26 protein-coding genes and 1 tRNA gene are annotated in these 24,800 nt (G+C 62.4%); 12 read left to right on the top strand and 15 right to left on the bottom strand.

From position 1 onward, the window contains the following. Window positions 1-4: 4 nt before the first annotated feature. The 4 genes from V1294_RS22065 to V1294_RS22050 all read right to left on the bottom strand — a co-directional run bounded on the left by V1294_RS22065 (window position 5) and on the right by V1294_RS22050 (window position 3,904). The gene (locus tag V1294_RS22065; RefSeq protein ID WP_334500113.1) at window positions 5-931 is read right to left on the bottom strand and encodes a dihydrodipicolinate synthase family protein; all 927 of its coding nucleotides are present in this window, start codon (window positions 929-931) and stop codon (window positions 5-7) included. 74 nt (window positions 932-1,005) lie between these two features. After that, window positions 1,006-1,989 carry a TRAP transporter substrate-binding protein gene (locus V1294_RS22060; RefSeq protein WP_334500111.1) on the bottom strand — a complete coding sequence of 328 codons (984 nt, stop codon included), beginning with the start codon at window positions 1,987-1,989 and terminating at the stop codon, window positions 1,006-1,008. A gap of 26 nt (window positions 1,990-2,015) precedes the next feature. Next, the gene (locus tag V1294_RS22055; RefSeq protein WP_334500109.1) at window positions 2,016-3,281 is read right to left on the bottom strand and encodes a TRAP transporter large permease; all 1,266 of its coding nucleotides are present in this window, start codon (window positions 3,279-3,281) and stop codon (window positions 2,016-2,018) included. Continuing rightward, entirely contained in the window at window positions 3,281-3,904 is a 624-nt protein-coding gene (locus tag V1294_RS22050) for a TRAP transporter small permease (RefSeq protein ID WP_334500107.1), read from the bottom strand. The genes V1294_RS22055 and V1294_RS22050 overlap by 1 nt, the downstream gene beginning before the upstream one ends. A 175-nt stretch (window positions 3,905-4,079) precedes the next feature. Between V1294_RS22050 and V1294_RS22045 the strand changes: the two genes are divergently transcribed. Then, window positions 4,080-4,760: a GntR family transcriptional regulator gene (locus tag V1294_RS22045; protein WP_334500104.1), complete on the top strand. Its 681-nt coding sequence runs from the start codon at window positions 4,080-4,082 to the stop codon at window positions 4,758-4,760. A 19-nt stretch (window positions 4,761-4,779) separates the two neighbouring features. On the opposite strand, the gene V1294_RS22040 is transcribed toward V1294_RS22045, so the two are convergent. Further along, window positions 4,780-5,802, bottom strand: coding sequence for a TRAP transporter substrate-binding protein (locus V1294_RS22040; protein ID WP_334500101.1), 1,023 nt, complete (start codon window positions 5,800-5,802; stop codon window positions 4,780-4,782). A gap of 391 nt (window positions 5,803-6,193) precedes the next feature. On the opposite strand from V1294_RS22040, the gene V1294_RS22035 reads away from it, so the two are divergent. After that, window positions 6,194-6,415: a pentapeptide MXKDX repeat protein gene (locus V1294_RS22035; RefSeq protein ID WP_334500099.1), complete on the top strand. Its 222-nt coding sequence runs from the start codon at window positions 6,194-6,196 to the stop codon at window positions 6,413-6,415. Between the two features lie 219 nt (window positions 6,416-6,634). On the opposite strand, the gene V1294_RS22030 is transcribed toward V1294_RS22035, so the two are convergent. Beyond that, window positions 6,635-6,988, bottom strand: a complete 354-nt coding sequence (locus tag V1294_RS22030; protein ID WP_334480635.1) for a DUF6481 family protein — start codon at window positions 6,986-6,988, stop codon at window positions 6,635-6,637. 327 nt (window positions 6,989-7,315) lie between these two features. Then, window positions 7,316-7,513: a hypothetical protein gene (locus V1294_RS22025; RefSeq protein ID WP_334500097.1), complete on the bottom strand. Its 198-nt coding sequence runs from the start codon at window positions 7,511-7,513 to the stop codon at window positions 7,316-7,318. A 196-nt stretch (window positions 7,514-7,709) separates the two neighbouring features. Here V1294_RS22025 and V1294_RS22020 point away from each other — a divergent pair, with 196 nt between their 5' ends. From V1294_RS22020 to V1294_RS22010, 3 genes are all read left to right on the top strand, one after another. Beyond that, the gene (locus V1294_RS22020; protein WP_334480638.1) at window positions 7,710-7,955 is read left to right on the top strand and encodes a hypothetical protein; all 246 of its coding nucleotides are present in this window, start codon (window positions 7,710-7,712) and stop codon (window positions 7,953-7,955) included. A 98-nt stretch (window positions 7,956-8,053) separates the two neighbouring features. Further along, window positions 8,054-8,347: a hypothetical protein gene (locus V1294_RS22015; protein WP_334500095.1), complete on the top strand. Its 294-nt coding sequence runs from the start codon at window positions 8,054-8,056 to the stop codon at window positions 8,345-8,347. A gap of 193 nt (window positions 8,348-8,540) precedes the next feature. After that, on the top strand, window positions 8,541-9,527 hold the full coding sequence (locus V1294_RS22010) for an IS481 family transposase (protein WP_334494773.1): 987 nt from the start codon (window positions 8,541-8,543) through the stop codon (window positions 9,525-9,527). Between the two features lie 345 nt (window positions 9,528-9,872). Here V1294_RS22010 and V1294_RS22005 read toward each other — a convergent pair whose 3' ends face one another. Beyond that, window positions 9,873-10,100 (bottom strand): hypothetical protein, encoded by a 228-nt coding sequence (locus tag V1294_RS22005; protein WP_334500093.1) that lies wholly within the window; start codon window positions 10,098-10,100, stop codon window positions 9,873-9,875. Window positions 10,101-10,153: 53 nt separating this feature from the next. Between V1294_RS22005 and V1294_RS22000 the strand changes: the two genes are divergently transcribed. Then, on the top strand, window positions 10,154-10,306 hold the full coding sequence (locus V1294_RS22000; protein WP_334500090.1) for a hypothetical protein: 153 nt from the start codon (window positions 10,154-10,156) through the stop codon (window positions 10,304-10,306). A 694-nt stretch (window positions 10,307-11,000) separates the two neighbouring features. Here the strand turns inward: V1294_RS22000 and V1294_RS21995 are convergent. Next, window positions 11,001-11,264 (bottom strand): hypothetical protein, encoded by a 264-nt coding sequence (locus tag V1294_RS21995; protein WP_334500087.1) that lies wholly within the window; start codon window positions 11,262-11,264, stop codon window positions 11,001-11,003. A gap of 299 nt (window positions 11,265-11,563) precedes the next feature. Between V1294_RS21995 and V1294_RS21990 the strand changes: the two genes are divergently transcribed. After that, window positions 11,564-11,887, top strand: coding sequence for an H-NS histone family protein (locus V1294_RS21990; RefSeq protein WP_244608466.1), 324 nt, complete (start codon window positions 11,564-11,566; stop codon window positions 11,885-11,887). A gap of 201 nt (window positions 11,888-12,088) precedes the next feature. Here V1294_RS21990 and V1294_RS21985 read toward each other — a convergent pair whose 3' ends face one another. Both V1294_RS21985 and V1294_RS38065 read right to left on the bottom strand, forming a co-directional pair. Further along, on the bottom strand, window positions 12,089-12,400 hold the full coding sequence (locus V1294_RS21985) for a hypothetical protein (RefSeq protein ID WP_334500085.1): 312 nt from the start codon (window positions 12,398-12,400) through the stop codon (window positions 12,089-12,091). A gap of 242 nt (window positions 12,401-12,642) precedes the next feature. Then, entirely contained in the window at window positions 12,643-12,894 is a 252-nt protein-coding gene (locus V1294_RS38065; RefSeq protein ID WP_442895369.1) for a PilZ domain-containing protein, read from the bottom strand. Window positions 12,895-13,201: 307 nt separating this feature from the next. On the opposite strand from V1294_RS38065, the gene V1294_RS21975 reads away from it, so the two are divergent. Continuing rightward, complete coding sequence (locus tag V1294_RS21975; protein ID WP_334480645.1) at window positions 13,202-13,480, top strand: hypothetical protein; 279 nt, start codon at window positions 13,202-13,204, stop codon at window positions 13,478-13,480. Window positions 13,481-13,536: 56 nt separating this feature from the next. On the opposite strand, the gene V1294_RS21970 is transcribed toward V1294_RS21975, so the two are convergent. Beyond that, window positions 13,537-13,821, bottom strand: coding sequence for a DUF3551 domain-containing protein (locus tag V1294_RS21970; RefSeq protein WP_334500081.1), 285 nt, complete (start codon window positions 13,819-13,821; stop codon window positions 13,537-13,539). Between the two features lie 158 nt (window positions 13,822-13,979). Further along, a complete protein-coding gene (locus V1294_RS21965; protein WP_108519525.1) occupies window positions 13,980-14,237 on the bottom strand; it encodes a hypothetical protein in 258 nt (85 codons plus the stop codon). Between the two features lie 381 nt (window positions 14,238-14,618). Between V1294_RS21965 and V1294_RS21960 the strand changes: the two genes are divergently transcribed. Both V1294_RS21960 and V1294_RS21955 read left to right on the top strand, forming a co-directional pair. Then, window positions 14,619-15,047, top strand: coding sequence for an H-NS histone family protein (locus V1294_RS21960; RefSeq protein ID WP_334500080.1), 429 nt, complete (start codon window positions 14,619-14,621; stop codon window positions 15,045-15,047). Between the two features lie 355 nt (window positions 15,048-15,402). Continuing rightward, on the top strand, window positions 15,403-15,693 hold the full coding sequence (locus V1294_RS21955; RefSeq protein ID WP_334500079.1) for a hypothetical protein: 291 nt from the start codon (window positions 15,403-15,405) through the stop codon (window positions 15,691-15,693). 264 nt (window positions 15,694-15,957) lie between these two features. On the opposite strand, the gene V1294_RS21950 is transcribed toward V1294_RS21955, so the two are convergent. Then, the gene (locus V1294_RS21950; RefSeq protein ID WP_334500078.1) at window positions 15,958-16,644 is read right to left on the bottom strand and encodes a PEPxxWA-CTERM sorting domain-containing protein; all 687 of its coding nucleotides are present in this window, start codon (window positions 16,642-16,644) and stop codon (window positions 15,958-15,960) included. Window positions 16,645-16,909: 265 nt separating this feature from the next. After that, a tRNA-Arg gene (locus V1294_RS21945) sits at window positions 16,910-16,986 on the bottom strand. A gap of 327 nt (window positions 16,987-17,313) precedes the next feature. Here V1294_RS21945 and V1294_RS21940 point away from each other — a divergent pair. Together V1294_RS21940 and pbpC are read left to right on the top strand one after the other, a co-directional pair. Then, the gene (locus V1294_RS21940; protein WP_334500076.1) at window positions 17,314-22,524 is read left to right on the top strand and encodes an alpha-2-macroglobulin family protein; all 5,211 of its coding nucleotides are present in this window, start codon (window positions 17,314-17,316) and stop codon (window positions 22,522-22,524) included. A 110-nt stretch (window positions 22,525-22,634) separates the two neighbouring features. Then, window positions 22,635-24,764, top strand: coding sequence for a penicillin-binding protein 1C (gene pbpC / locus V1294_RS21935; protein WP_442895368.1), 2,130 nt, complete (start codon window positions 22,635-22,637; stop codon window positions 24,762-24,764). Window positions 24,765-24,800 lie beyond the last annotated feature (36 nt).

Raw genomic sequence — 24,800 nt, 5'->3', positions numbered from 1 at the left:
CCGCTTACGCGGCTTTCAAGCCAACGTTCGGCAACATCGGCCGGTTCTTCAGCGCCTTCGCCATCATCGCCTCGACCTCGGCCTTCTCGTGCGGCAGCAGCGCGAGGCGCGGTGGGCGGGTCAGCGCGGTGCCGCGGCCCATGATGTGCTCGCAAAGCTTGATGCACTGGACGAGGTCCGGACGGGCATCGAGGTGCAACAGCGGCATGAACCATTCGTACAGCGGCATCGCCTCGGCATAGCGCCCCGCCTTGGCGAGACGGAACAGGGTCTCGCCCTCGCGCGGGAAGGCGTTCGACATGCCCGAAACCCAGCCGACGGCGCCCATGGCGACGCTTTCGACAATGACGTCGTCGAGGCCGGCGAACAGCACGAAGCGATCGCCGACCATGTTGCGGGTGTCGATGAAGCGCCGCGTGTCGCCGGAGGAGTCCTTGAAGCAGACGACGGTTTCGACGTCGGCGAGGGTGGCGAGAATATCCGGCGTGACGTCGTTCTTGTAGATCGGCGGATTGTTGTAGAGCATCACAGGCAGATCGGTCGCGCTGGCAACCGAACGGAAATGCGCGGCGGTCTCGTGCGGCTTGGAGGAATAGACCAGCGCCGGCATCACCATCACACCGTCGATGCCGACCCGCGCGGCCTCCTTGGCGGTTTCGACGGCAAACGCCGTCGTGAACTCGGCGATGCCGCACAGCACCGGCACGCGGCCGGCCGCGACCGACTTGGCCGTCTCCATGATGGCGATCTTTTCCTTGCGCTCCAGCGAGGTGTTCTCGCCGACGGACCCGCAGACGATCAATCCAGAAACGCCGTCGCGGATCAGGCCGTCCATGACCTTTGCGGTTGCATCGATATTGAGCGACAGGTCGTCATTGAATTGCGTGGTAACGGCCGGGAAGACGCCTTCCCAGGAAATGCGTGGGCTCATTGTTTGGCTCCGATTGGAATTTTCCGGCGGATTGTCACATCCGCCGAGCTTTGGCTTGGAAACGATGGGTGGGATCAGAGCGTCGCGCCGATCTTTCGCAACTCGGCAAGGACGGGCGCCTTGGGCAGCCAGATCTTGTCGAACTCGGCGATGACGGCCTCGGTATCGCCGGCCGGGACCTGACGGATCGGGATCGGCGCGTTCTTGAAATTCTCGATCAGCTTGGGCTCATTGCCGGCCAGTTCATCGATCTGCGCATCGAGCGTCGATTTGACGGTCTTGGTGATCAGCTCCCGGTCGGCCGCCGGCAACGACTGCCAGACACGGCCGGAGACGACCGCCGCCATCGGCATGAAGACGGCATTCATCTGCAGGATGACTTTCGCAACCTTGTCGAAGCGCTGGTTCCAGGAGAACTCCAGATCCGCCTCGAGGCCGTCGACCTGGCCGTTCGCCATGGCGTCGAACACCTGGGGCGTCGGGATCGGCGTCGGCGCGGCGCCGAGCGAGGAATAGAAATCGCGATAGACCGGCGTCGGGTTGATGCGCAGCTTCATCCCCTTGATGTCGGCGAGACCGGTCAAATCCTTCGCCGAGAAGATGGCGCGCATGCCGGTGATGCCCCAGCCCAATCCAATCGTTCCGGTTTCCTGCGGCAACGCCTCGAACAGCTTGATCGCCGCCGGATGGCGGACGAACTTCGCGACCGACGGCGTCGAGCGCACGATGTAGGGCGCATTGATTGCCGCAATATGCGGTACGCGCGAGCCGAGCTCAGCGGCCTGGATGAAGCCCATGTCGAGCGCGCCGGACTGCAATTGCTGCATCATGGCCGGCTCGTTGCCGAGCTGGCCGGAGTGAAACACCGTCATGGTCAGGCGACCGTTGGTGGCCGCCTTGAGATCGTCACCGAGCTTCAGCGCCGCCTTGTTCCAGGAATGGCCATTGGGCGTGATGAGGCCGAGGCGAAATTCCTTGGCCTGGGCAAGCGCGAGCGACGGCGCGAACAGCGGCACGGCTGCGCTGGCGGCAAGGAAGCGGCGACGTGAAAGAGACATTGGCAAGGCTCCTTGGGGGGTTGGACCTACTTGATGAGGACGAGGGAGAGGGACGGATAGAGCGAGAGCAGCACCAGCAGGACGCAGCTGATGACGAAGAACGGCAGCGTCACCATGAACATCTTTCCGGGCTTGGCCCCGGTGACGGCTGCGGCGACGAAGAAGCAAAGACCGACCGGGGGTGACAGCAATCCGAGCACCAGATTGATCACCACGACCACCCCGAAGTGACGCGGATCGATGTGATAGATTTCGGTCGCAACCGGCAGCAGGATCGGCACCGTCATGATCAGGCCGGGAATGCCGTCGATGACCGTGCCGATCACCAGCAGGATCACATTACAGAGCAGCATGAAGCTGACCGGATCTTTGGCCACTGTCTGAATCCATGCGGCGGTCTCCTGCGGCACCTTGCCGAAGATCAGCACCCAGGAGAACACGGCTGCGGCAGCAACCAGGAACAGCACGATGGCCGAGTAGATGCCGGCGCGCAGCATCATCTGCGGCAGTTGCGAAAACTCGAACTCCCTGGTCCAGTATTTTCCGATGAGGGCCGCCGCCACCGCGCCGACGGCCGCGGACTCCGTCGCGTTGGCGAGGCCGCCGAGGATGCTGCCGACGATCACGATGGGGATCAGCAAGGTCGGCGAGGTGCGCAGGATCGTTGCTACCCGCTGCCGCGGGGTTTGATAATCGGCCTTGGGATAATTGTAGACGTATCCCATCAGCGCGATGACGACGCAGAACATCACCGTCAGGATGACGCCCGGCACGATGCCAGCAATCAGCATGTCGCTGACCGAGACCTGCGCCAGCACGCTGTAGACGACGAACATCACCGACGGCGGGATGATCGGCCCGAGCATGCCGCCATAGGCGGTCAGTCCCGCCGCGAACGTCTTGTCGTAGCCCTTCTTTTCCATCTCCGGCACCATGATCTGCGCCATGATCGCGACCTGCGCGGTCGCAGATCCCAGGATGGAGGAGATGAACATGTTGGCGAGGATGTTGACGTAGGCCAGCCCGCCCTTCAGCGAACCGACAAAGGCCATCGCCATGTCGACGATGCGCCGGGTGATGCCGCCGCCATTCATGATCTCGCCGATCAGAATGAACAAGGGGATGGCGATCAGGCCGTAGCTGTCGACGCCGCCGAACAGCTGCAGCGGGTAGGACTGGAACAGGACCGGATTTCCCGATGCGATGATGTAAACGAAGCCGGCAAGGCAAAGACATAGCCCGATCGGCACCCCGACCAGCATGATCGCGATGAACGCGGCCGAGGTGATCATCAGTTGACCCCGTCGAGTTCGGAGAGCTGAAAACCCTTTGGCGGCGTCCGCGGGACCAGTTCGAGATCCTCCAGCAGGTTTGCCAGGCCATGAACGGTCATCGACACCGCGAAGATCGGCAGCGTCAGGTAGACCACCCAGGTCGGCCAGTTCAGCGTCTGCGTGCGCTCGGTGTAGAGAAAGTTGAACGTCTCGGCGGCGAGCTTGCGCGCGTCGAAGCCGGCGCGGGCGAGACCGATCGGGTCCATCCAGAGGAAGCAGGTGGCGATCAGGGCCACGCCGAATACGACGACCATGCCCGTCGCGATGACTTTTGCGATCTTCTGATTCCGCGCCGAGAGGCGCTCGGTCATCATGGTGACCGCGAAATCGAGCCGCAACCGCGTCATGGCGGAGGCGCCGATGAAGGTCAGCCAGACCACGCAATAGACGGCCGATTCATCGATCCAGTAGATCGGGAAGTGCGAATAGCGGGTGACGACGTTCACCAGGATCAAGGCCGTCAGCAGATACATCAAGCCCATCAAGGCGATGCGTTCGAAAGCGAGCAGGAGACTCGAGGTCCTGACAACGATCCGCCGGGCGCTTAACGCCGGCGCATCCGCAATCGTCTGCTCGATCATAAAGAGCCCCCGCTACCCTGAGATTTACCGTGCACTTCAAAAATGTATAATTTATACAATCCTGTCAAATGAGATTTGCGGGGGTCGCTTAGCTTTTGCTGGGTCGGGACCACGTCAACATGCGAAATTGGGGCCGCCCCGATCGGAAAGGCCGGCCATGACGACGGAAGATCAAATGAAGGGCCCCCTGAAGCACCGGACGCTGTCGGCTGCGATCGTCGACCAGCTCAGGCAATCCATTCTCGACGGGACCTATCCGGCCGGCTCGCAGCTTCGGCAGGACGCGCTGGGCGATACCTACGGCGTGAGCCGCATTCCCGTGCGCGAGGCGCTGTTTCAGCTCGAGGCCGAGGGGCTGGTGCGCATCGTCCCGCAAAAAGGTGCGATCGTCTCGGAGCTGTCGCTGGACGAAATCAACGATGTGTTCGATCTGCGCGGGATCATGGAGCCGCGGTTGTTGGCGCAGTCTGCGCCGCACTTTACGGAACAAGACTTTGCCGGGCTGGACGACATCCAGAAGCGCTTCGAAAAGGCGATCAAGGCGGGCAATGTCAGCGAGTGGGGCCAGCTCAATGCCGACTTCCATATGGCGCTATACGTTCACGCCCGGCAGCCGCGTACCAAGGCGATCGTCGTGGCGCTCTTGCAGACCAGCGACCGCTACACGCGTCTGCAGCTCTCTAATACCAAGGCAATGGGCACGGCCGAAAAGGAGCACGCTCACCTGATCGAGCTGTGCCGGGCGAAAGAGATCGACCACGCCTGCCGATTTCTGGAGCAGCATATCGAGGCGGTGCGAACCGACCTGTTGCAGGTCGTCGGCGGCGGCTCGATCGTGGCGGGCGCGGGGCGTTGATCCGGAAGCGGACCGTGCGTCATGGGGCAACGTCGATGGCGAGCTTCAGCAGATTGGCCGACATCACCGTCTTGGCGCTGTAGTCCTTCCACGCAGTGTCGCGGGCAATATCCCGCCATTTGCTGACGGTCGCCACGTCGAGCTTGCTGACCTTGGCGCCGGCCTTTTCATAGACCTTGGCGACCTCGATATCATCGTCCTGCGCGCCCTTGCGGCCAAACGCTTCCAGTTCGCTGCCGACCGAAAGGATGATGTCCTGCTGGTTCCTGGGCAGCTTGTCGAAGATCGCCTTCGACATCATCAGCGGCTCCAGCATGAACCAGTACGAGGCGCCGGCGCCTGAGGTCAGCGACTTCGCGACCTCTACGAGGCGGAACGAGATCAGGCTGGTGGAGGAGGTGATGCCGGCGTCGCAGGCACCCGTCTGCATCGCGGCGTAGATTTCGTTCGACGGCATCGACAGCACGGCGGCACCCGCCGTCTGCAGCACCATGTCCATTTCGCGCGAGCCGCCGCGCACCTTCAACCCCTTGGCGTCTTCCGGGGCAACGATCGGCCTGGAGCGGCTGGCAACGCCACCGGCCTGCCAGATCCAGGTCAAAAGGACGATGCCCTTGTCGGCGAGAAAGTCGGTCAGCGCCTTGCCGACCGGCTCCTTCTTCCAGCGCAGGCCCTGGTCGTAGGTCGCGACCAGGCCGGGCATCAGGCCGATATTGGTCTCCGGCAATTCACCGCCGGCATACGGCATCGGGTAGAGACTGATATCGAGTGCGCCTTTGCGCATCGCCGAGAATTGCGCGTTGGTCTTGATCAGCGAGGAGTTCGGATAGACCTCCGCTGCGATCTCGCCGCCGCTGCGCTTGGCGACTTCAGCGGCAAACATGCGGCACAGCCGGTCGCGAAAGTCGCCCTTGTCGATAGTGCCACCCGGGAACTGGTGCGAGATCTTCATTGTCGTGGCGGGATGGGCGGTGCCGGTGCCGAAACGAAGGACAGCGGGCGCGGCAACTGCGGATGCGATGACATGGCGGCGTGTGAGCATGGTTGATCCCCTGCAAAATGGTTGTTGGGTCGGCGATCCGGATCGCTTCAGCCCATGTTAGCCGGTCTTCGTCTGAAGTTGCTTTGGTCTGATCGTTCGAGGCTGCGTGATAGCACGCGACGGCAAGCCCAGCGTCCAGCCCTCAGAGCAAAGCCTGATACTGCCGCGGCGCACGCCGGGGAACACCCGTTCGCAGAAGAGCAGTCAACAAGACTTCCGACCCTGGGCACTCGCGGCGCGTCAGCCGCCATCAATTGCCTGCTTCAACTAACCGTGACCAGGGAAGAACTTTGGAATGTGGCCGGTAACAAACCCGGTCGCGGCATCGTCGTTTGAGGATGCGGCAGACGTCGCTATCGAGAAACCAACCAAACCCAAAGGACGACCACCCATGACCACCACGACCCGTATCGGCCTCGGCCTGTCTGCTGCGCTCGTTTCGCTCGGCCTTGCGTTTGCGCCAGCCGTCTTCGCTCAGGACAAGATGGGCAAGGACGACGGCATGAAGAAGGAATCGATGTCCAAGGACGCGATGAAGAAAAACGACGGCATGATGAAGAAGGACGGCATGAAGCACGATGGCATGATGAAAGACGGCATGAAAAAGAACTGAGCCGCGCCGTCATTCCCCGCGACAACGCAAGGCGTTTGCGCAAGGGAGCGATGCTTAAACATCGACCCCCGGACGTTCGAGATTCCCCGATGCGCCGTTATGCATCGGGGGTCTGGATGCATCTGGGTCTGGCGCTCACGCACCGGCCCGGAATGACGGGAAGGCTTGATCCGTCATCGGCAAGAGACCGCGGCGCGCATCTAGCCCGCTCTCTCTTGCCTACCTCTTCTTGCCCTTGGTTTTGCGCGCGGCGTAACGCGCGTCGCGCTTGGCCTTCTGCTCGGCCTCCAGCGCCGCCTGCCTGGCGGCCTCTTCTTCCTTCTCACGCGCGATCCTGGCGGCTTCCGCCGCCGCAGCCTCGGCCTCAAGACGCTTCTGTTCGGCCTTTGCCGCTTCCTTGGCCTCCCTCGCCTTGGCCCGGGCGGCGGCCTGGGCTTCGCGCTCGGCCTGACGGCGCTTTACCTCGGGATCGTCGAGTCCCGGCTTGGCGCGAAACTTGTCCAGGATGTTCTGCCGCGCCTGCATCGCGGCTTTCTGGCGGTCCGCGAAGTTCGGTTCCTTGAATCCACTCATAAAAAAAGGCCTTGTCGCTTTCATTCTCGGGGGTTGGACGCGCCACACGCGCGGAATGGCGCCTAGGTAAGTGAACCCGGGGCAAAATGCCAGCGTCGAAATGGGGCCGGTAGAGCAGGGGAGACTTGCGTGAACAGCAAATGGCCCAAACTGATGCTGATCAGCGGGTACGTCAGCTTGGCTGCTCTACGACATGGCAACTGCGACCGAAGCCCCAAGCCGGGCGCTGGCGATCCTGCAATATGGCCTTCTCGCCTGCGCGCTGATTGGCCTGGTCGGCTCGCTGGCCATGCTCGCTTCGCACGATCCTAGAAGCTATCGCGACGGCTACCGGGGGCCGAGAACGCGCGCGACCGTCATCGCCGTTATCGCGATCCGATCCGCGGTTCGCTGCGCCTCCAGCCTGTCGCGGGCATTTTCCCTGATCATGGTCTCGATCAGCTCGAGCCGCCTGGTCTCGTCAACCGCTTCCGCCAGCAATTGCTTGTACCTGATGTAGTCGTAGCCAGTTTCCTGCTTGTCCATCGCACGCCCCGCACACGCGCTCGCCCCGAATGCGCAGTGTCGATCAAGGGTTGTGAGTCCGCAACGGATTTACGTGAGTTATACCCATGTCCGCACCGATCACGATCCCGCACAAACCCGTGTAATGTGAACCTGTTCACAGGGACCGCGACGGGTCGTTCCTATCTTCCGGGCTTCCGAAACAGGAGCGACCGCCATGCCCCACAATTGGTGGACCCGCAAATACCTCGTTCTCGCCGCCGCCGTCGTCGCGTTGGCCTTCATGGGCTTCGTCGTGCTCGGCGTGTCCTATCCCGAGCCAGCCGCCAGTGCAGCCCTTGGTCCGGACTGGCAGTGCAGCCGGCTGGCCTTCGTCTTCACGACCTGCAGCCGGGCCAAGCATAGCCAGTCCATGCCCGTCCGCCTCGCCAAAATCCCGGTGTGCGGACGGCAGCGGACGTAATAGGGTCGGGCCGGAAACGGAGTTGACCGGAACCGGAGCTTCCCATGCAAAAATTGTCTCGCGTTATGGTGGCCGCGTCGGCGGCGGCTCTCGTATTCATGCCGGCCGGCGTCGCGCTGGCGCAGGGCGCGCCGGGCGGCGGGATCGGGCCTGCGGCAACGTCCACTGCCGCGCCGGAAGCCAAGACTCCTGAAAACAAGGTTCCTGAAAACAAGGCTTCTGAAAACACGGCTCCTGAAAAGGAGAAGGCGGCACCGAAGAAAAAGAAACCGGCCAAGATGACCCGGCAGCAGGAAATCGACCGTTCGGTCGACCGTGGAACGGTGCCCGCGCGTTACCGGAGCTCGGTGCCGAAAGAGTATCATCAGTATATTCCGTTCGATAAGCGGTAGAACACGGCGGATAGCTGCTCTCGTCATGTCCCGAAGGCGGATATCCCGCACGCCGCGATCTGACCACGTTATTGCGAGCGAAGCGAAGCAATCCATTCTTTCTTTATGCCGCGCGATGGATTGCTTCGCTGCGCTCGCAATTGTGCATGTTCACTAATTCGCTGATTGGATCGCTCCTCTGGAGGACGATCCAATGCGCGATAACAGCTATGACCGGACGATTGAACGCAATTACCTGCAGAAGTGGCGGTTCCTGATCCCGGAGTACGAGGCGGTAAAGGCGGGCCGGTCGAAGCTGTTCAAGCGGGTTGGGGATTTCTACCGCCACCACGGAACCTGCTCGCAGACGTTCCGCAAGTATTACAACCGCTATCTGCAGAGCGGCGATGAGGCAGATTTGTTGCCGCGCCGCCGTGGACCCAAATGGCGGGAACGGCGCGAGCCAGAGGGCATCGAGGCGGAGATCGTTGCATGCCGGCAGAAGGGTATGAACCGCTACGAGATCCATGCCGTCTTGCGCGAGCGGCGCGACACGATACCCTCGCCCTCGACCATCTATCGGGTGCTGACACGCTATGGGCTGAACCGCCGCACGCCGGCGATGCGCGAGGAGAAACGCCGCATTATCAAGGACAAGCTCGGAGAGCTCGGCCACGTCGATCTGCATCAATTGCCGCGCGATATGTTTCTCGCGCCACCCCCGGCCACGGCCTACATCGTCAGCCTGATCGACAGTTGCTCGCGGCTGGCCTGGGCCGAGGTCCTGACCTCCAAGAAGGCGCTGCCGGTCATGTTCAAGACCCTGAAAATGATCAACACCCTCAACGTCACCTACGGGCTCGTCTTTACCGAAATCCTGTCCGACAACGGCGCCGAGTTCGCCGCCCGCACCAAGCCGGACGAGCATCCGTTCGAGGCCATGCTGCTCGAGCTCGGCATCAAACACCGCTACACCAGGCCCTATCGGCCGCAGACCAACGGCAAGGTCGAACGCTTCTGGCGCACGCTCGATGAGGACGTCATCGAGGGCGCCACCTTCGACAATCTCGACCACTTCGCCAACGAACTGTTCGAGTACCTGATCTACTACAACAACCACAGGCCCCATCAGGCCTTGGCAGGGCAAACTCCCAAGGCCTTCGCCGCTACCAAGGCCACCGCGATCCAATCAGCGAATTAGTGAACATCGACAGCAATGACGGCCCGGCAGAAATTTTGCGGTCTCGCGTGCGGGACACACGCAAGGAATATGCGCACGAATATCGCCCCGTACTCATACGGATTGGCTGCGCGAGCACGGCGCATCTATAACGACGTCGCTTGCAGCGGGGGGCAGGGCGTTCGTCCATCACGACGAACGGCTACCACTGGAGCCACGAGGCCCGGACTCCTAGGCACTCCGGGCCTCGTCTACTCCTCATCGCATCGGCCGAGCCGCTTTTCGCCGCTCGACCGCTTCATCGGCACAATCGCAATCGGAAAAACGCAACGCGGGGCGCGGGTCATCGGGCCTGCGTGCCGACGATCAAAGCGATCCGAGGAATTGCCAGATAATCAGTAGCACCACGATCACGAGCATGACGTAGATGATCTTGCAGCCGATCCCGCCCATCGCACTTTCCCTTTTGGCTTCGCGCGCCTGAAAGCCGATGCTGACATTTGGTCGCCAAGGGGGTTGCCAGGACTTCAACACCGGCGATGGACGGCCGGTCAGGCCGGAGGCGCCGCCGTGGGTCCGGGGTTCCAAATTCACCTTAAATTGCCGTTTTGCTCCGACGGCCGGATTTCGGTGCTAAGGGAGTGCCCATGTGGAACGGCTGGAAAAAAGCGGCCATCGGATTGAGCGCGCTGCTCGCCTTCGTCCTCCTGGAGTTGATGGCGGTCATCGGCGGCGTTGCCGTATTCCTGGGCCTTGTCATGGACGTGGATTTGCCGTTCTTCGCGGTCTCCGAGGAATAGCCGTCCGGACGCCCCTAACCCAGCAGCCTGTAGACGATGCTGGTCGATGCGCCGGCCAGGCAGAACGCCAGCGCCATGCACACCAATACCTCGCCGCGATCGAATTCGGGTGGTGGCGGGCTCAACGGATTCCCTTGCGCTCAGCCGTTTTAGTTCAGGAGATAGGAAACGCGTCGGAGGCGCTCGGTTTCCAATTCGGAGGGATTCCGGCCCGTTTTGCGTCGTTTCGGTTCCCTTGAAGCCCGGACGCCAGCGCCAACAATTGGCTGCGGCCATAAAAATCGTTATGATTCAATGGCTTTTTAAATTCTCTTTAAATTAAAAATGAGTTCCTGTTCAGGCCGCACCGCCGCGCGGCCCGAATAGCCGGGCGCCGCCCCTACACCTACCCCAGGGAGACGAGCGCTCGGCTATTGTGGGCCCCTCAAGCGCGTCGGCGGCGGTTTGCCGCTACAGCCGACCGCTTGCCGGTCCCGGCTCCGGCATTTCGGATCAATCATCGTCCAGCGTTTCGGACTACCGGGGCCGCCCAGCGATCGTTCAGGCCGACCCGCAGAGTCCAGACTATCCGTTTCTTGCGCGACCGATGTCACCCGGCAGCAACAGCCGTGCAGTTTAGGCCACATCCTGGAGGCGAGCTGGAATACACCTGCTACTCGTAACCGCGCGACGCACAGTGACGCGGCACAAGCCGTCACAGCCGATCTGGCGCGCGGCGCCGAGCGAGAAGTCGAGAACGGCCGCGTGCGAAGGGGCCGCGGTCCTGCACCGGGCAGCGGATCTTCTTGCCGTTCTCGAGATTGGTGACGACGAAGATGGTGCCAAACGCTTCGGTGCGATGCGCGCAGGCAGGGCGGCATTGCGCCGAGTTGGGTAATCCGAACGATGTTAAGTAACCCGGATGATATCGCGCGGCCAGAATAACACGTGCTAAGCTGCTGCCGTAGCGGACCTGCACGCGCAACGCGCCCAACGTTCACAGCAATGATCGAGCGCAGCTGCCGTTAGGGAACCGTCAACAAGACACCATTAGCTTCGGATGTTCACACATGCCTTGCGCGCGTAGTGCGGCCAATCTATCACCAGTTGTAAAGGGAAATTGAAGTGCGCCTGCCGGCAAATTCGTTACGGTTGTGTTGTGAAATGAAGCCAACTGGCTGGAACTTTTCGGCCCGAAAGAGGTTCTGAGTCGGCCTTATTGTGCTCATGTTTTCTACCAACGATGAAAGCTACATCGAATCATGATTGGGGACGGTCGTGAACCGCAATAACTTCAAATCGATGTCCACGGATGAGCTGTGGGCACTCCACGAAGAAATCGCCTCGAGGCTTGCAGCCTCGCTGCTCGCGGAGAAGCGTGTGCTCGAAAATCGCCTGAAGCAACTCAAGGGTGGCGTCGAAGCCGAGCGCGAGAGTTCGTCGACAGGGAAGCGTCCATATCCAACCGTCGTTCCGAAGTTTCGGAATCCGGACCGGCCGTCTGAAACTTGGGCGGGACGAGGGAAGACGCCGCGTTGGCTTGCTGCAAAATTGAAGTCCGGCAAGCGGATCGACGACTTCCGCATCAGGCAGGTAGCATAAGAAAACTTTCAGCCGCTCGGTCGCGGTGTACCCGCATTTTTGGCCGATCCACGAATTTGGCCAAAGTGAAGGCTGCGGATGCCGCACCGATTTGGTGCGGCTCGCTAGTGCGCGCGAGCTCTCGTCTGTTCGGCCTGGAACGCCTTCAGGCGTTTCGGCAACATCGCTGTTGATGTCGATCTGGATGATGTCGATCGGGAATCAGATGGCGTCACGGTCGCACTTCAGATTGCCTTGACCTCGATCCTGGCCTTGGCTTGGACCTTGGCCCTTGGAACCGAGTGTCCTTGCGATATGCGCTTCCAGGGCTCTGACAATTCCCATCCGCGCAAACAGCATAGGCCCGCGGTCTTCGGCGGCATCGATCAGCATCTGGACGGCAAGCCGCCATTCCTGACAATCACGTTCTGGCTGAGGAAGCTTCCGGATGTAGTCGGCGGCGTCTCGCAGGGTTTGCGCAGGCGGTCCCTCCGGGAGTGGGACAGGCTGAGCGAACGGACGATCCCAGGACATGCTGAACTCCCGTCATAGACCCCAGAACGACTCCAGCGTGCAAGGGGCGCGCCGGAACGGTCAAGCCGCTTGGGTCGTGTTCCGGAGGAACCGGAAGCCCGGGGATTCGACGCGGAGTCTCGATGTTGGTTCCATTGCCAAGGCTGTTTTGTTCACCGTGGGGTTAGTTCCCCGAGTTCCGCGTGCCGTGCAGGGGCGTCATGCACTTGAGCGATGAAGATGCAGGCCGGGTTGCAGATTGATCAGTTTTGAAACGCAACGCCGACGAAATCGCCTTGCCGCCAGATCACGCGGCATTCGCGAACGGTGTGAAAATTGTCGAAGCTCAATTCGAAATCCAGCGGCAGCAAATTGAGGGTGTGGAGTTCGATTCCAGCCCCGGAATTCGTCACATCCTGAACGCGGCAAGTGAGGACACCGCGCTGCGCATCAAAGAACAGCAGCGCGTCTTTCGAGATCGTCGTCCTCCCTATCGATCGGCGTTCGAATTCCATCGGAGTTTCCAACAGTTTTCGCCAGGTCTTCGCAAGTCAGATCCTGGCAAGTCAGATCCTGGCAAGTCAGGTCCTGGCAAGTAAAGGCTTAGCGAATTGCGCTCAGGCGGCAAACAGCTTCGGCCTTCTTCGTAAACAAACAATTTTAGTCATCGCATAAACCGTGTTCCACGGGCGGAGCAGCCGCCGTCGGGACAGTATCAGTTGCGGGTTAAGCACAGCTCCGCCTGTTCCGTATGCGGAACTCACAATCAGGCTTGATGCGCCGGTGAAAGCCAGCCTCACTCGTTATGCAGAGGGGAATCACATGGGTTTACGTTGGATATGTGTGCTGGCGCTGTGTCTTGGAACATCAAGCGCCGGATTTGCGGGTGAACAGTCCGGTGTGTTGCGTCGAATTTCGTGTCCTGTCGTGCGCTACTACGTGGCGCAATACAGTGCGTCCGCCGCCGAGCAGTGGGCCCGCGGCAAAGGCGCGAGCGACGCCGAGATCGAAGCAGCCCGGCGCTGCCTGAGGCCCGACACGACGCGAACCGCCAAGGCGGCCCCATCGAGGCCGCTCGCGCTCGGCACCTACGGCTGGTGAATCGCCGGAGAGGCCGCCGCCCTAATGGGTAGCGCGGTCGTCGAAGCGCGCGATTTTCAGTACTGCTGTGGCCGCTGACGCTTGCCAGGCTTGGTCTTCGGCCCGCCATAATATGGATTGACCACGCATTGGGCGGAGCGGCCCGAGGCCGACGCGGCACACTGCGCCATCGTTTGATAGCGGCACTCGAAATAGAAGTCCGCGATGCCGCCCTGGTAGATCTGCAGGCAAACGGGATAGCTCGGATCGTAGGTCTGGGCGCGGGCAGGTGCGGGCAGGGCAATCGTCGCGGCCAGGATCGTCAAAGCCGTTGCTGTGGCAGGTGCGTGTCGCAACTCCATCCTGATGTCCTCTCAATACCTTGAGCAAGTAGCCCGCATGAGCTCGCGCGATTGCGCGCCCGGCGACGAGCGCAATTGCGCTCGCACCGTGACAGGCTCCGCGATATGCGGGGTGCAACCCGGATATCGCTACGCTACGCTTGCCACGAGCCCGTGTTTCAGACTTCCCGATCCTCAAATCCATACTCTCGATAGATAGCGGCGCGATCGGCGTGGGGGTTTAGCCGGCACTTTGCCTGGGCGAGATGCAGGTTAAGGGTCCCGGGCTGACAATTGGCTGCCAGCAATTTCTTGATGTCGTCCATCTGCTGGCGTGACTGCTGGGTCGGTTCGAGTTGCTCAAGCGCGACCAGTGCCGTTGCCAGCGCTTCCGTGACTACCCATTCGTCGTGGCCGGTGATTCCCTTTCTCGGCATGACGACCCGCATCCTTTGTCAGGGGCAACGGAGCAATTTCCGGCCGGCATTATAAGCCCAAACCGCAAATCGTCACCCGTGCCGCTTCAGTTTTCTTTGGCCTTAATGCACAAATAGCCGCCCGAGCGGAGCGATGCGCGCGGCGAAGCCACGCTACCGGTTCCTCCGCCGCTGCCGGACGAGGCGCTCAATCTCCGGTTGTATTGTCGGAATTCGGAAAATTCCTTCGATCAAGCTTGCGTTGCACAACGCATATTTCTTCCGCGGAAGCACGACTCCATCTAACCTGATCCAGCAGAGCGTTTTGAATCGGCCTTGTTATGCTCAGATTATCGGCCGACGATGAGGGCTCAAAACTTTGAATCATGATTGGGGACCGTCATGAACCGGAATGACTTCAAGTCGACGTCCACTGACGAATTGTGGGCGCTCCATGAGGAAATTGCCACCAGGCTTGCGGCGGCACTGACGGCGGAAAAGAACGTGCTTGAAAACCGCCTGAGGCGACTCCAGCGCGGCATTGAAATTCAACATGCAACTGATGATGCCAAGTCTTCGCATGCCAAGTCTTCGAGTGCCAAGTCTTCGAGTGCCAAGCCGTCTCATGGCAAGTCATCTCATGGCAAGTTGTCTCGCCATGCCAAGTCGTCGACGGAGCGCCGGCCCTATCCCGCTGTCGTTCCGAAATATCGGAATCCGGAGCGGCCGTCGGAGACCTGGGCGGGACGCGGCAAGAAGCCCCGCTGGCTGGCCGCACAACTAAAGTCCGGCAAGCGGATCGACGACTTTCGGATCAGGCAGGCCGCATAGGCGATCACTAAAGCCGCGCAGCTTCGGCTTTCTGAACCTGCTTGCGCAGTGCCTGCACCTCGGCCAGCCGTCTGGCGAGCTTTGCGGCCCCTTCGCGGGCGGCCCCTTCACGGATTGGCTTCCTTGAGGCAGACGGATGCCGTTTGGTTCTGCCCTGCGTTGCTCTCGCCGCCATCGTGGTTGCCCCCTTTCTGAACTCTCCCCACGTTCACGGTGCTCTCTTGTTGGGTCGTCGGCTAGTGCCGGCCCGACACAGCGCGCGCGAAGATCGATGACGGTTCCACTTTTGGGACGTGTCGTGCTATCCGCGCAACATAACGCAACATAAGATGCTTCATCGGGTTCGATTGGCCGCATGACCTTATTAATCAAGATTTTTGCGTTTCAACCGCATTTGCATATCAAACTTGAGGTCATATTTCTTTCCATCTGCACATACGGCATCGTCAACCTCGAACTGCTGATCGTCTTCGTCCATCTCGAACTTGCCGCCGGAACATCCTTCAGCCTGAACCGCAGCGGCGAGCCGTGCGCGTTCGTCTTCAGTAACCTGGCGATCGGCGAGCGCAGGCAAGACCGATATGGCGAATATTGCTATCGATATAATCCATCGCATGAGCAAGTTCCTCCTGTGGGGCGCGTGTAGCGAGCGCTTCGCGCTGACCAGTCGGTTCTCTCGTCACGTTAAGGCATTGCGCGGACCAGCACGTACAATTCGAATGCCGGCAACCGCCAAACGTTCCGCAAGTCCCGGCAACTCGATGGTAGAAATCTAGTCGGAGTGGGAGGAGCATTCCGAGAAGGGCAGGTCTTTCTGAAAACGGGAAGTCCTTTCCGAAGTGAACTGGCGGGGACGCAAACAAAAAGACCGCCCGAAGGCGGTCTCTCTGTCGCTTGCTGGGGTAAACGATCAGGCTACGGTCGCAGCCTGCTTGCGGCGGCGAAAGCTCATGTAGCCGACTCCAGCAAAGCCAAGGATCATCATGGCCCAGGTGGCAGGCTCGGGCACGGCCGAGGTCAGACCCTGCGCGAGCCTTAAATCATCGACCGTTGGCCACAGAAAACTTCCAGCGGGTTGTACGGCGGAGACGGTCAGCGACGTAATAGTACCATCGGAGACGAAGCCGATGAAGCTTGACGTGGTGGCATTAATGATCGTGTGGGAAGTCACGCCGAAGCTATCAGTCAAGCTTAGTGCGATGCTGCCAGGTTGGAAGAGTCCCGCAATATTACTGCCAAAGAAATTCGCGCCGATCGCGCTGATCGTGGTCGCGAAATTGTAAAAGGTTATTGAGTCCGCTGCGGTGTTCGTAGACAGCCAAGGATCGGCGACCGTGCCTGCAATGAAGAAGGTGCTGGTTTCCGCCGCAGCAGAATAGCTGTAGGCGCCCGCAGACCGGGTGATGGGTGATGGCGCTGAGAACACGACGCCTAAATCTGTGAAGGTATCAACGCCGGGGGCTATCGTTGCAGCGTTGAATGCTGCTTGCGAGGTGAAAACCGTAGCAGCATCGGCAGTTTGAACGCCCGCCAGGGCGACAACGGCCAATGCGGCACTCGATGAAATAAATGAAGCGAACGAATATTTAAATTTCATATTTTAAGTCATTCCATAAATTAAATACGATGGGCGGCAGTGTTACGGTTAATTAATATACTGTCAATCGTTGCTGAGCCGCAAACCGTCGTTGGTCTCTCCTGAGCTTGCGTATTCCCAATGGGTATCCTTACGCTCAGGATTGAACTCCCGCTCGACATGACGGTTCAGGATGGGTGTAGCCTGCATGAGCGCAGCGAGATGCTGAAATGGCAGTCCGGACGTCGCTCTGCTCATCCGGGCTACGCTTGCTAGCCATGTTATTTGGCGATCCCAGCAGGATTCGAACCTGCAACCCACGGAGTAGAAATCCGTTACTCTATCCAGTTGAGCTATGGGACCGTCCGGGCGGTAGCCGCCCCAGGTATCCGCCTTATAGGCCTTCCTTATCTAGCACTGCCAATATGAAAAATCCGCTTTCCCGCCAAGACGGTCGAACCGATTTCTTTGGGGTCGCGACTAAGGCAGACGGTGGGCTAAAGCCAGTGGTCCGCCCGTAATATAAAGCCAGCCGCCGGCACTTCCGCCAGGCGGTGCGGCCGGGACCGTTTGGACTGCCAGCGCCATGCATGCGACCTTTTCGCAAGCCGAATCCACTGCCATCAGTCCGTCACCTTTTCGCGCACTTTTTGACGTTACGCGGCTGATGTCCGCGGCAAGGAGCCCATCATGATCGGTTTGGTTCGCGCCACAGTGATTTGCGCCACGCTGGCGCTTGGCCTGACGGCGGCAGGGGCCGCGGACAAGGCGTTCAAGCGCGACGAACTGGCCGATTCGGCCGTCAAGCTGGAAGCCCAGATCAAGAGCGAGGCAGGGCCGGTCGCCAAATCCTCCATGACGCTCCGCAACGACGCCGACGCCGCCTTCAAGCGGTCCGACTTTCGGGTGGGTTTGCAGATCCTCGGCCAGATCGCCGCCACCACGCCCGAGGACAGCGCCAACTGGCTAAAACTCGCCAAAACCATCTTCCAGATCCGCTCCGCCAGTTCCAGCGAACAGACCTTCCTGTACGAGCGCGCCTCGACCGCGGCCTACATCGCCTATCAGCGCGCCGGCAACCAGGCCGAGGAGGCCGATGCTCTGGCCGTGCTGGGCCGGGCGATGTCCGAGCGCAAGCTGTGGCGTCCGGCGCTGGATGCGTTGCGGCTGTCGCTCGACATGCGCGAGGTCGCCGAGGTCCGCGGCCAGTACGAGAAGATGCGCGACCAGCACGGTTTCCGGCTCTTGGACTACACCGTCGATTCCGACGGGGCTTCGCCGCGCGCCTGCTTCCAGTTCTCCGAGGACCTCGCCAAGCGGGTCGATTTCGCGCCGTTCCTGGCGTTGGCCGGCATCGACAAGCCGGCGCTGACCAGCGAGGGCAAACAGCTCTGCGTCGACGGGCTGAAGCATGGCGAGCGCTACAACATCAACCTGCGCGCCGGCCTGCCGTCCACGGTTAAGGAATCCTTACCGAAATCGGCCGAGTTCAACATCTACGTCCGCGACCGCAAGCCGTTCGTGCGCTTCACGGGCCGCGCCTATGTGCTGCCGCGCACCGGCCAGCGCGGCATTCCGCTGGTCAGCGTCAATACGCCCTCGGTGAACGTCAACGTGTTCCGGATCGGCGACCGCAACCTGATCAACACGGTGGTGGACAGCGATTTCCAGAAGACGCTCTCCAGCTACCAGCTCTCGGATCTGGGCAACGAGCGCGGCGTCAAGGTCTGGACGGGTGAACTTGCGACCGCTTCCACGCTGAACCAGGACGTGGTGACGGCGTTCCCGGTCGACCAGGCGCTCGGTGACCTGCAGCCCGGCGTCTATGTGATGACGGCGTCGGCCAAGGGCCCCGGCAGCGGCGACGATGACGGCTCGCTGGCGACGCAATGGTTCATCGTCTCCGACATGGGCCTGACGGCGTTTTCCGGCAATGACGGCATCCATGTGTTCGTCAATTCGCTGGCCTCGACCGAGGCCGTCGCGAAGGCCGAAGTGCGGCTGGTCGCGCGCAACAACGAGATCCTCGCCACCCGCAAGACCGACGATGCCGGCCACGTGCTGTTCGAGGCAGGGCTTGCGCGCGGCGAGGGCGGGCTTTCGCCGGCGCTGCTGACGGTTATGAGCGACAAGGCGGACTACGCCTTCCTCAGCCTGAAGACCAACGCCTTCGACCTCACCGACCGCGGCGTGTCGGGCCGGGTGGTTCCGGCCGGCGCCGACGCCTTTGTCTATGCCGAGCGCGGGGTCTACCGCTCCAACGAGACCGTCTACCTGACCGCGCTGCTGCGCGACGGGCAGGGCAACGCGATGGCCGGCGGGCCGCTGACGCTGGTGATCGAGCGGCCCGATGGCGTCGAATTCCGCCGCGCCGTGTTGCCGGATCAGGGCGCGGGCGGCCGCTCTCTTGTCCTGCCGCTCAATTCGGCGGTCCCGACCGGGACCTGGCGGGTGCGCGCGTTTACCGATCCCAAGGGCTCGTCCGTCGGCGAAACCACCTTCATGGTCGAGGACTACATCCCCGAGCGGATCGAATTCGACGTCTCGGCCAAGGAGAAGGTGATCAAGGCTGATACTCCGGTTGAACTGAAGGTCGCCGGCAAGTTCCTCTATGGCGCCCCGGCCTCGGGCCTCCAGCTCGAGGGCGACATGCTGGTCGCGCCGGCTGCCTCCGGGCGGCCGGGCTATCCCGGCTACCAGTTCGGCGTGGCGGATGAGGAAACGTCTTCCAACGAACGCACCCCGATTGAGAACCTGCCTGAGGCCGACGCCAGTGGCGTTGCGACGTTCCCGGTGTCGCTTGCCAAGGCGCCGACCTCGACCCGTCCGCAGGAAGCACAGATCTTTATCCGCATGGTGGAGACCGGCGGCCGCGCCGTCGAGCGCAAGCTGGTGCTGCCCGTGGCGCCGCAGGCGGCGCTGATCGGCATCAAGCCGCTATTCGGCGACAAGAGCGTCGCCGAGGGCGACAGGGCCGAGTTCGACGTCGTGTTCGTCGGTCCCGACGGCAAGCAACTGCCGCGCGATGGCCTGCGCTACGAACTCCTGAAGATGGAGTCGCGCTATCAATGGTATCGCCAAAACTCGTCCTGGGAATATGAGCCGGTCAAATCGACCAAGCGCGTCGCCGACGGCGACCTGACGCTTGCAGCCGACAAGGCGGCGCGGGTGTCGCTCGCGCCGCAGCCGGGCCGCTATCGCCTCGACGTCAAGTCGCCCGAAGCGGACGGGCCGGTCACGTCGGTGCAATTCGACGTCGGCTGGTACTCCGACGGCAGCGCTGATACGCCGGATCTTCTGGAAACCTCGGTCGACAAGCCGGAATACGCTTCCGGCGACACCATGGTGGTGTCGGTCAATGCCCGCACTGCCGGCAAGCTCACCATCAACGTGCTCGGCGACCGCCTGCTGACGACGCAGACTGTCGACGTCAAGGAAGGTACCCAGCAGGTTAGGCTTACCGTCGGCAAGGACTGGGGCACCGGCGCCTATGTGCTGGCGACGCTGCGGCGTCCGCTGGATGCGGCAGCGCTGCGGATGCCGGGGCGTGCGATCGGCCTAAAGTGGTTCGGCATCGACAAGAAGACGCGCACGCTGCAGGTCGCGCTGTCGCCGCCGCCGCTGGTGCGGCCCGGCACAGCGCTCAAGATCCCCGTCAAACTCGGCGGGCTCAATCCCGGCGAGGACGCCAAGATCGTGGTTGCCGCGGTCGATGTCGGCATTCTCAACCTGACCAATTACAAGCCGCCGGCGCCTGATGATTACTATCTCGGCCAGCGCCGCCTGACGTCCGAGATCCGCGACCTCTATGGGCAATTGATCGACGGTATGCAGGGCACGCGCGGCCAGATCCGGACCGGCGGCGATTCCGCCGGCGCCGAACTGAAGGGCTCACCGCCCACGCAAAAGCCTTTGGCGCTCTATTCGGGGATCGTCACGGTCGGCGCCGACGGTACCGCGGAAATCAGTTTTGATATTCCGGAGTTCGCCGGCACCGCACGCGTCATGGCTGTGGCGTGGAATTCGACCAAGCTCGGCCGGGCGACCATCGACGTCACCGTGCGCGATCCCGTGGTGCTGACGGCGACGCTGCCACGCTTCCTGCTCAATGGCGACAAGGGCACCATGAGTTTCGACCTCCACAATGTCGAGGGCGCGCCCGGCGACTACAGCATCAGCGTGAAAACGTCGGGGCCGGTGAAGGTGACGGGCAATCCGACCACCACGGTGAAACTTGCCGCCAAGCAGCGGACCTCGATGTCGCTGGCGCTCGACGCCGGCGGCGCCGGCACCGCCAATCTCGACGTCGACATCAAGGGCCCGAACGGGCTGACGCTGGTGCGGCATTATGCGCTTGACGTCAAGGCGGCGACGCAGGTTCTGGCGCGGCGCTCAATCCGGACATTGGCAAAAGGCGAGAGCCTGACGCTGACGCCGGACATGTTCTCCGACCTCGTGTCAGGCACCGGCAGTGTGTCGCTGTCGGTCAGCCTGTCCACCGCGCTCGATGCGGCGACCATTCTGAAGGCGCTGGATCGCTATCCGCACGGCTGTTCCGAGCAGATCACCAGCCGCGCCATGCCGCTGCTCTATGTCAACGATCTCGCGGCGGGTGCGCATCTGGCGATGGATACCGCGGTCGACCAGCGCATCAAGGACGCCATCGAACGGCTGCTGGCCCGCCAAGGCTCGAACGGCTCGTTCGGCCTGTGGTCGGCCGGCGGCGACGATTCCTGGCTCGACGCCTACGTGACGGATTTCCTGACCCGCGCCCGCGAAAAGGGCTTTGCGGTGCCGGATGTGCTGTTCAAGAACGCGCTCGACCGCATCCGTAACTCCGTCGTCAACGCCAACGAGCCGGAAAAGGACGGCGGCCGCGATCTCGCCTACGGCCTCTACGTGCTCGCCCGCAATGGTGCCGCGCCGATCGGCGACCTCCGCTATCTCGCCGACACCAAGCTCTCCAATCTCGCCACGCCAATCGCGAAATCGCAGCTCGCGGCCGCGCTGGCCCTGGTTGGCGACAAGACGCGGGCAGAGCGGGTCTATGGCGCGGCGCTTGATGCGCTGGCGCCAAAACCCATGCTCGAGTTCGGCCGCGTCGACTACGGCTCGGCGCTGCGCGATGCGGCGGCGCTCGTGTCGCTCGCCAGCGAAGGCAACGCGCCGCGGGCGACGCTGACGCAAGCCGTTCAGCGGGTCGAAGTGGCGCGGGGGCTTTCGCCCTACACCTCGACGCAGGAGAACGCCTGGCTGGTGCTGGCCGCGCGCGCGCTATCAAAGGAGACACTGGCGCTGGATATCGATGGGTCGCCGGTCAAGGCCGCGGTCTATCGCAGCTACAAGGCCGAGGCGGTGGCCGGCAAGCCGGTCAAGATCACCAACACCGGCGATGCGCCGCTGCAGGCGGTGGTCTCGGTCTCGGGTTCGCCGGTTACCCCCGAGCCCGCGGCGTCGAACGGCTTCAAGATCGAGCGCAATTACTTCACGCTCGACGGCAAGCCCGCCGACGTCACCAAGGCGAAGCAGAACGACCGCTTCGCGGTGGTGTTGAAGATCACCGAGACCAAGCCGGAATACGGGCACATCATGGTGGCCGATTATCTCCCTGCCGGCCTCGAGATCGACAACCCGCATCTGGTGTCGTCGGGCGATAGCGGCACGCTGGACTGGATCGAGGACGGCGAGGAACCGGAACATACCGAGTTCCGCGATGACCGCTTCACGGCAGCGATCGATCGCGCCAGCGACGACAAGTCGGTGTTCACGGTGGCCTACATCGTGCGCGCGGTATCGCCGGGCAAGTACGTGCTGCCGCAGGCCTATGTGGAAGACATGTACAACCCCTCGCGCTACGGCCGGACCGGCACAGGTACGGTTGAGGTGCGCGCGGCGAAATGAGCGAGGCAGGCAACCATAGTTCATCGTCATGCCCGGGCAAAAGCGCGAAGCGCGTCTTCGCGCAGATGTCCCGGGCATCCACGCCTTCCTTGGTTGACGGAAGCAAAGACGTGGATGGCCGGGACAAGCCCGGCCATCACGGCGGTGGCGTTCGGCGCCGCCGCTTTTTCCGGATGGCTGTAGCTCTGGCGTTCGTGCTCATCGTAATCACCACCGCCTTCTCGGCTTGGATCGTATCGCTCGGGCCGCTGCCGCTGGAAGAGGCCCGAAAAGTTTCCACCACGGTCGTGGACCGCAACGGCAAATTGCTGCGCGCCTATGCGATGGCGGATGGCCGTTGGCGGCTGCCGGTCGATGCGAAGAGCGCGGTCGACCCCGGATATCTCAAACTGCTGCTGGCATATGAAGACCGCCGGTTCTGGTCGCATGGCGGCGTCGATCCGCTGGCGCTCGGGCGCGCGGCGCTTCAATTCGGCAGCAGCGGCCATATCGTCTCCGGCGGCTCGACCATCACGATGCAATTGGCGCGGCTGATCGAGCCGCGGCGCAAGCGCTCGGTGTACGCAAAGCTGCGCCAGATGGTGCGCGCGGTCCAGCTCGAGAGGCAACTGAGCAAGGACGAAATTCTCGATCTCTATCTGGCGCTGGCGCCGTTCGGCGGCAACCTCGAAGGTATCCGCGCCGCATCCATCGCCTATTTCGGCAAGGAACCGAAGCGACTTTCGCTTACGGAAGCCGCATTGTTGGTCGCGTTGCCGCAATCGCCGGAACGCCGCCGGCTCGACCGTTATCCGCAAGCCGCCCACGCCGCGCGCGACCGCGTGCTGGCACGGATGGTTGAGGATGGCGTGGTGTCGAAAGAGGACGCCGCGCAGGCGAGGGCTGCGGCGGTGCCGCGGCTGCGCAAGCCGATGCCAATCCTGGCGCCGCATTCCTCTGACGCCGCGATGGCGACGGTAAAGGATACGCCGCTGATCAGGCTCACGCTGGATTCTGCCTTGCAGAAAACGCTGGAGGCGCTGGCGCGCGACCGTGCCGTGGCGCAAGGGCCGAACATTTCGGTCGCCATCATCGCGGTCGACAATGAAAGCGGCGACGTGCTGGCGCGCGTCGGCTCGTCGGATTATTTCGACGAGCGGCGCGCCGGGCAGGTCGACATGACGCGCGCGGTGCGCTCGCCGGGCTCGACGCTGAAACCGTTCATCTACGGCCTCGCCTTCGAGGACGGCTTTGTCCATCCGGAAAGCCTGATCGACGACCGGCCCATTCGCTTCGGCTCCTATGCGCCGGAAAATTTCGACATGACGTTCCAGGGCACGGTGCCGGTGCGCAAGGCGCTGCAGCTCTCGCTGAACGTGCCGGCGATTGCGCTGCTCGACCGCGTCGGCTCCAGCCGGTTGTCGTCGCGGCTGAAGCAGGCCGGCGGCAATTTGGTGCTGCCGAAGGATGAGGCGCCGGGCCTTGCGATGGGCCTTGGCGGCGTCGGCGTCACCTTGCAGGACCTGGCGCAGCTCTACACTGGGTTGGCGCGGCTTGGCGCGGCGCGGCCGCTGCGCGAGATCATGCTGGCGCAAGAAAAAGATAAAGACGACCGCGAACCGATGCGGCTGATGGACCAGGCCGCCGCCTGGCAGGTCGGCAACGTGCTGCTCGGCACGCCGCCGCCGGAAAACGGCGTGCACAACAGAATCGCGTTCAAGACCGGCACCAGCTACGGCTATCGCGATGCGTGGTCGGTCGGCTTCGATGGCCGCCTCACGATCGGCGTGTGGGTCGGGCGGCCCGACGGCGCGCCGGTGCCGGGCCTGGTCGGCCGCACCGCCGCAGCCCCGATCCTGTTCGACGCGTTTGCGCGCACCGGAAAGATCCCGGCGGCGCTGCCGAAGTCGCCGAAGGGGGCGCTGATCGCCAGCAACGCCAAGCTGCCGCTGCCGCTGCGGCGCTTCCGTCCCGTCGGCGAACTGATCCGGACCGGCAGCGATCAGGTGCCGCGGATCCAGTTTCCGCTGAATGGCTCGCGGATCGACGTCGACCGTTCAGGCGGCGGGCAGGCCGCGCCGATGCCGGTCAAGGTGGCCGGCGGCGTGCTGCCGCTGACCATCATGTTGAACGGTACCTCTGTCGGTGAAATCGGCAGCCGGCGCCAGCGCCTGGTCGATCCGCCCGGGCCCGGTTTTGCGCGCCTGACCGTGATCGACGCGACGGGGGCGGCCGATACCGTTGTGATCCGGGTACAGTAAGGAAAAAGCGCTTGGGGACAGTCGGATAGGGCGAAT

It is taken from the genome of Bradyrhizobium sp. AZCC 1678 (assembly GCF_036924765.1).
Taxonomy (GTDB): domain Bacteria; phylum Pseudomonadota; class Alphaproteobacteria; order Rhizobiales; family Xanthobacteraceae; genus Bradyrhizobium; species Bradyrhizobium algeriense.
The sequence above is the reverse complement of the archived record's forward strand: the minus strand, read 5'-3'. Positions and strand labels throughout refer to the sequence as shown.